Below are 6,336 nucleotides of genomic sequence, written 5' to 3' on the forward strand. Positions count from 1 at the left end.
AGAGCCCCCTATCGGAATCGAACCGATGACCTACGCATTACGAGTGCGTCGCTCTGGCCGACTGAGCTAAGGGGGCGGTGCAGGACAGTGGCGCCGCGTGGCGATCACCGACCGGTGCACCAGTGTAGCCGCTCTAGTGGCCTTGCTCGCACACAGTTCCGGCGGCGGGGACGGTGCCGTTCAGGAGATACGCGTCCACGGCGCTGTCGATGCAGGTCGAGCCGCGGAGGTAGGCCGTGTGGCCGTCGCCGTTCATGGTGAGCAGGGTGCCGGCGCTTAGCTGCGCGGCGAGGCCTTGTGCCCAGCTGTACGGGGTCGCCGGGTCGCGGGTGGTGCCGACGACCAGGATCGGGGCCGCACCCTTCGCCTGGACCTTGTGCGGGGTGGTGTCGGGCGATGCCGGCCAGTAGGCGCACGGCAGGCTCGACCAGGCGACCATGCTGCCGAAGAACGGCGCCGCCTTTTCGTAGGCGGGCAGTTCCTGCTGGATGCTGTCGACGCTGGTGGCCTCGTCCGGGTGGTCCACGCAGTTGACCGCGAAGTTGGCCTCGGTCTCGTTGCTCTGGAAGTGGCCGCCGACCCGGTTGTTGTAGACGTCGGCCATGGTCAGCAGCGCGGAGCCGTCGCCCGCGTAGGCCTTGGTGAGGGCCGCGCGCAGCTCCGACCACCAGGACTGGTCGTACATGGCCACCGCGATGCCGGTCATCGCCAGCGACTCGGTGAGCTGGCGGGTCGAGTCGCCGGAGATCGGGTGCGCGTCGAGGCCGTCGACCCAGCTCTTGAGCTTGGTCAGGCCGGTGGTCGGGTCAGTGCCGAGCGGGCAGTCCGAGCGCGGCGCGCAGTCCTGGGCGAACTGGCGCAGCGCGGCGTCGAAGGAGGTGGCCTGGGTCAGGTTGAGCTGATCGGCCGTCAGCGAGGGGTCGATCGCACCGTCGAGCACCAGCCTGCCGACGTTCTGCGGGAACTCGTCGGCGTAGATCGCGCCGAGGTACGTGCCGTACGACTTGCCGAGGTAGTAGAGCTTCGGGTCGCCCAGCGCGCCGCGCAGCACGTCCATGTCGCGGGCCGCGTTGACGGTGCCGACGTAGGGCAGCAGCGCCGCCGAGTTCTTCTGACACTGCGCGGCGAAGAACTTCGCCTGGTTGACCTCCTGGGTTACCTCAGCGCTGCCGTTCGGGTCCGGCGGCGCGTTGAGGAATGTGTCCATCTGGCTGTCGTTCAGGCAGTGCACGCCGGTGGACTGGCCGACGCCGCGCGGGTCGAAGCCGATCAGGTCGAAGCGGGCCGCGACGGCGGAGCTGACGACGCCGGGCGAGCGCGCGTAGTCGATGCCTGAGCCGCCAGGTCCCCCGGGGTTGAGCAGGAGCGACCCGATCCGGTGCGCTTCATCGGTGGCGGGCTTGCGCACGACGGCGATGCGGATCGTGGTGCCGGTCGGCTTGCTGTAGTCCAGCGGCACGTTGATGTTGCCGCACTGGAAGCCGCCGCCGCAGTTCGACCAGCTGATGGTCTGCTTGTAGTAGTTGATCAGCGCGGCGGGGGCGCCGGAGGGGTTCGGAGTCGAATTGCGAATGCTGGCAACCGGTAGCGAGTGGCCGCTGGCATTGGTGCACGAGGCGAGGGTGATCGCGAACGCCGTCGCGGCGAGCGCCACCCTGCCCACGCGTCGATTCAAGCCGAGCCGGTGCGCCATCGACGCCCCCTTCAGTTGTCCGTACGTGTCCCGTTGGTCGCTGAACTTCCCGGGGTCGCGACGCTTAGGCTACGCCGAACAGGGGGCGAACCTGCGGGTAGGTACGGCGGAGTCGCGGCGAGTGAACCGGGTTGGCCCTATGCGGACGCGGCAACTACGCCGTCGCCGCCCAACACGGTCAGCCGGTACGGAGTGTGAGGGCCATCGCTTCGACGGCGAGCAATGGAGCGACGTTGGCCGCGATCGCCTTGCGTGCCTCGATCACTGCCTCGATCCTGCGCAGCGTGGTAGCGGGGCTTGAGTTAGCTGCGATGGCGCGGGTCTGATGGGCATGGTCGGAGTGCACGAGACCTAAGGTGGCCGCTCCCGAGGGATCGAATTGCTGCGCCAGCACGTCGCGGTAGAACGCCGCGATGTCGATCAGGGCGCGGTCGAGTGCGTCACGCTGCGTGCGGGTGGCGCGCCGCTTCTGCTTGGTTTCCAGCTCCTTGAGGATGCCTGCGGAACCAGCCACCCCGCGCGCACTGCCGGAGCCTTTGCCCTGGCCGTAGCCGAGGGCGACCTTCAGCTCCTCGGTCTCCTTGGCATCGAGCGTTTCGCTGAGCGCCTTGGCTTCCGCGGCCGCGGCATCCACCAGGCTTTGCGCCGCTTTCAGCGCCCGGCCGACGTCAGCGACCTCGCTCGGCAGCTTGAGCGCCTCGGTGCGTCCGGCGGCCGCCGCGCTGTCGAGCAGAAGGGCCCGGGTGCGGCCGATGTGCCCTTGGGCCGCCTGCGCTGCGGCAAGGGCACGCTCGCGATCCACACCGTCGGTTGCGCTAAGGGCATCGGCGATCGCATCCGGGGACGGGGTACGCAGCGCGAGGTGCCGGCAGCGCGACAGGATCGTCGGCAGCATGTCCGCGGTGGACGGCGCGCACAGGATCCACACGGTACGCGGCGCAGGCTCCTCGATCGCCTTGAGTAGCACGTTGGCGGCGCCTTCGGTCATCCGGTCGGCGTCTTCCACCACGATGACCTGCCAGCGGCGGCGGGAGGGCGACATCGCGGCCCCGAGCACGAGACCGCGTGTCTGCTCCACACCGATAGTCAGCTGATCGGTCGCGACGAGCGTGACGTCGGGGTGTGTACCTGCGATCGCGGTATGGCAGTCCTGACACTGGCCGCAGCCTGGAGCGTACGCATCGGTGCACTGCAACGCGGCCGCGAAGGCCCGTGCGGCGGTGGACCTGCCGGAACCGGGCGGGCCGGTGAACAGCCAGGCATGGGTCATGGCCGCCACGGCCGCGCCGGTCTCGCCTGCCAGCACGGCCCGGGCCGCGTCCGCGGCGTCGTGCAGCCGCTCGACGGCGCCGGGTTGTCCGATCAGGGCGCTCCACGCGCCACCCGGTTGCGTCACGACTTCCTCTTGCCCAGGCCCAGCCGCCACCGGCTGCGCGGCGTGTCGTCATCATCGTCGTCGTAGTCGTCGCCGAAGTCAGCGCGGTGCCCGTCGGTGGCCGTACGAAGCAGCTGCGTCGGTTCCAGCTCGATATGCAGCACCGCAGTCTTGTCGATCGCCCTGTTTTCGGCCGCGCCAGGACCTACCTCCGGCGTCTGCACCGTCACGCTCTCAGCCGGCGGCTTGTCCGCCGAGCTTTCTTCCACGACCCGTTCCGCGGCGCTCTCGGGCTTCGGCTCGGATTTCTGCTGCGTCTGCGCCGTGATCGCGCGCGTGCGCAGCTCCCGCTCGGCTCGCTCGCGGGCCTCGCCCTTGGCCCGGGCCTCCACCTGACGGACGGTCAGCTCGATCTGGCGGCGGTGCTCGGCGTCGGCCTGCTCCTGCTCACGCCGCTGGGCGTCACGCAGCTCGGCGGCGCGGCGTTCCTCTTCCTCCCGCCGCCGCTCCTCCGCCTTCTGCTGCTCGTAGCGCGCCCGCTCCTCCGCGGCCCGCCTGGCCTGCGCCTGGCGAGCCTCCTCGCGGCGTTTCTCCTCCGCCTCGCGGGCTGCCGCCTCCTCGGCGCGGCGGCGCTGCTCCGCCTTCTCGGCCGCCGCCCGCTCAGCCGCGAGCCGCTCCTGCTGCTCGCGCTGTTCGGCCTGCTTCGCCTCACGCAGCGCCTTTTCGCGCGCCCTGGCCTCGGCCGCCTCCTTGGCCGAGAGCGGCAACAGGTTCTCCAGCCGGTCTTGAACGATCGCGGTGATCACGCCGGCCGGCTCGGTGGCGTCCACCACCAGATAGCGGGACGGCTCGGCGGCGGCGCGGGCGCGGAACACCTCGCGCACCTTCCGGTGGAACTCGGCCGGCTCCGCCTCCAGCCGGTCCGGCCCTTCGCTGCGGGCCTGCGCCCGTTCCCAGGCGACCGCGGGGTCCAGGTCCAGCAGCACCACCAGGTTCGGCCGCAGCCCCTCGGTCGCGAACGCGGAGAGCGCGGCGATCTCTTCGGCGGGCAGGCCGCGGCCGCCGCTCTGGTAGGCGATCGACGAGTCCACATGCCGGTCGGTGATCACAATCGCGCCGCGCTCCAGGGCCGGACGGACGACCTTCTCCATATGATCGGCGCGGTCTGCGGCGAAGAGGAGCGCCTCGGCCCGGGCGCCGACCGGCTCGCGGTCCTTGGTGTGCAGCAGAATCTCGCGCAACTTCGCGCCGAGCACGGTCGCGCCGGGCTCACGGGTGGTCACCACGTCGAAGCCGCGCTTACGCAACCAGCGTGCGAGCGAGTCGATCTGGGTGGTCTTGCCGACGCCGTCCCCGCCCTCGACCGCGATGAACCAGCCGGGTAACGAATGCGCGGAGGACTGCGCCTCCGACGGGCGCCGTCCGGTCGCCGCGGCCGTGATCCGGCTCAGCCTGGCCCGCATGCCGACCCCCCGCTCTCCGTTCTCGTTCCGGGTCCGTGTTCTGGCGCTCTCTCTGCGCAACAGAGTACTTCCCAGCAGGGACAACCGGCGATGAACAGGCCGCGGCCGATACGCGACGGCGGCGCTGAGGCGACTTAACTCAGGAGGACGAGGAGGCCTTCTGCGCGCTCGCGCTCTTCTTCGCGGCGGTGCTCTTCGATGCTGTGCTCTTGGATGCGGCGCTCTTCGATGCGGCAGTCTTCTTCGCGGGTGCGGTCTTCTTGGCCGCGCGCTTCTTCGGCGCCGGGCCCTTCGCCCGCTTCTCCGCAAGCAGCTCGATCGCGCGCTCCTCGGTCAACTCCTCAACCGACGTACCGCGCGGCACGGTGATGTTGGTTTCGCCGTCCGTAATGTACGGGCCGAAACGTCCGTCCTTCACCGAGATCGGCTTGCCGGACACCGGGTCCGCACCGAACTGACGTAGCGGCGGCTTGGCAGTGCCGCGCCCGCCGCGGGCCTTCGGCTGTGCGTAGATCGCCAGCGCCTCGTCGAGCGTCACCGAGAAGATCTGCTCTTCGTTCTCCAGCGATCGCGAGTCGGTACCGCGCTTGAGGTAAGGCCCGTAGCGGCCGTTCTGCGCGGTGATCTCCTCGCTGGTGTTCGGGTCGATGCCGACGACACGCGGCAGCGACATCAGCTTGAGCGCCGTGTCGAGGTCCACGTCGTCGAGCGACATGTCCTTAAACAGCGAGCCGGTACGCGGCTTGACGGCGTTCTTACCCGTCTTCGGCGTGCCCTCAGGAAGTATCTCGGTGACGTAAGGGCCGTACCGGCCGGCCTTGGCCACGATCGTGTGCCCTGTGGCCGGGTCGACGCCGAGCTCGCGGTCGCCTGTGGGCCGCGAGAACAGCTCCTCGGCGAACTCGGCGGTCAGCTCGTCGGGCGCGGTGTCCTCAGGCACGTTGGCGCGCGCGACCGGCGCTCCATCCGGGCCGAGCTTCTCGACGTACGGCCCGTACTTGCCGACACGCAGCACGATGCCATCGCCGATCGGGAAGGTGTTCACCTCGCGCGCGTCGATCCCGCCGAGGTCGGTGACCAGCGCCTTGAGCCCTTCCAGCGCGTCGCCGTCGCCGAAGTAGAACCGCTTGAGCCACGGCACCGGCTCAGCCTCGCCGCGGGCGATCCGGTCGAGGTCCTGCTCCATGCGGGCGGTGAACTCGTAGTCCACCAGCGAGCCGAAGTGCTTCTCCAGCAGGCCGACGACCGAGAACGCCAGGAAGGACGGGACCAGCGCGGTGCCCTTCTTGAACACGTAGTCGCGCTGCTGGATCGTGTTGATGATCGTCGCGTAGGTGGAGGGGCGCCCGATCTCCCGCTCCTCCAGCTCCTTGATCAGCGAAGCCTCGGTGTACCGCGCCGGCGCCTTGGTCGAGTGGCCCTCGGCCTCGATCTCGTTGGCCGCCAGCGCGTCGCCCTCCGCGACCGCCGGCAGCCGCCGCTCGCGGTCGTCCAGCTCGGCGTCGGGGTCGTCCGAGCCCTCGACGTACGCCTTCAGGAAGCCGTGGAAGGAGATGATCTTTCCGGAGGCGGCGAACTCGACGGTGCGACCGTCGGAGGCGTCGCCGCCCACGCGCACGGTCACTGAGCTGCCGGTCGCGTCCTTCATCTGCGAGGCGACGGTGCGCATCCAGATCAGCTCGTAGAGCCGGAACTCGTCGCCGGTCAGGTTGGTCTGCGCCGGAGTGCGGAAACTGTCACCGGAGGGGCGGATCGCCTCGTGCGCCTCCTGCGCGTTCTTGACCTTCGACTCGTACCGGCGCGGG

Annotated in this window: 4 protein-coding genes and 1 tRNA gene; all 5 read right to left on the reverse strand. The window is 70.0% G+C overall.

Going from position 1 to position 6,336, the window contains the following annotated elements; genetic code table 11:
• Positions 1-2: 2 nt before the first annotated feature.
• A tRNA-Thr gene (locus VFB40_RS12205) sits at positions 3-76 on the reverse strand.
• A gap of 57 nt (positions 77-133) precedes the next feature.
• Positions 134-1,663, reverse strand: coding sequence for an alpha/beta hydrolase (locus VFB40_RS12210; RefSeq protein ID WP_324850042.1), 1,530 nt, complete (start codon positions 1,661-1,663; stop codon positions 134-136).
• 208 nt (positions 1,664-1,871) lie between these two features.
• Complete coding sequence (locus VFB40_RS12215) at positions 1,872-3,089, reverse strand: DNA polymerase III subunit delta' (protein ID WP_414642084.1); 1,218 nt, start codon at positions 3,087-3,089, stop codon at positions 1,872-1,874.
• Positions 3,086-4,531 (reverse strand): dTMP kinase, encoded by a 1,446-nt coding sequence (gene tmk, locus VFB40_RS12220; RefSeq protein WP_324850046.1) that lies wholly within the window; start codon positions 4,529-4,531, stop codon positions 3,086-3,088. The genes VFB40_RS12215 and tmk overlap by 4 nt, the downstream gene beginning before the upstream one ends.
• Positions 4,532-4,670: 139 nt before the next feature.
• Positions 4,671-6,336: topoisomerase C-terminal repeat-containing protein (locus tag VFB40_RS12225; RefSeq protein WP_324850048.1), on the reverse strand; the 1,666-nt coding region annotated here is incomplete at its 5' end.

The sequence above is a fragment of the Actinocrinis sp. genome (assembly GCF_035650855.1).
Taxonomy (GTDB): Bacteria; Actinomycetota; Actinomycetes; order Streptomycetales; family Catenulisporaceae; genus Actinocrinis.

Coding starts and splice junctions, on each gene's coding strand:
- tmk (WP_324850046.1), bottom strand. CDS start 4,531: ATGCGGGCCAGGCTGAGCCGGATCACGGCCGCGGCGACCGGACGGCGC.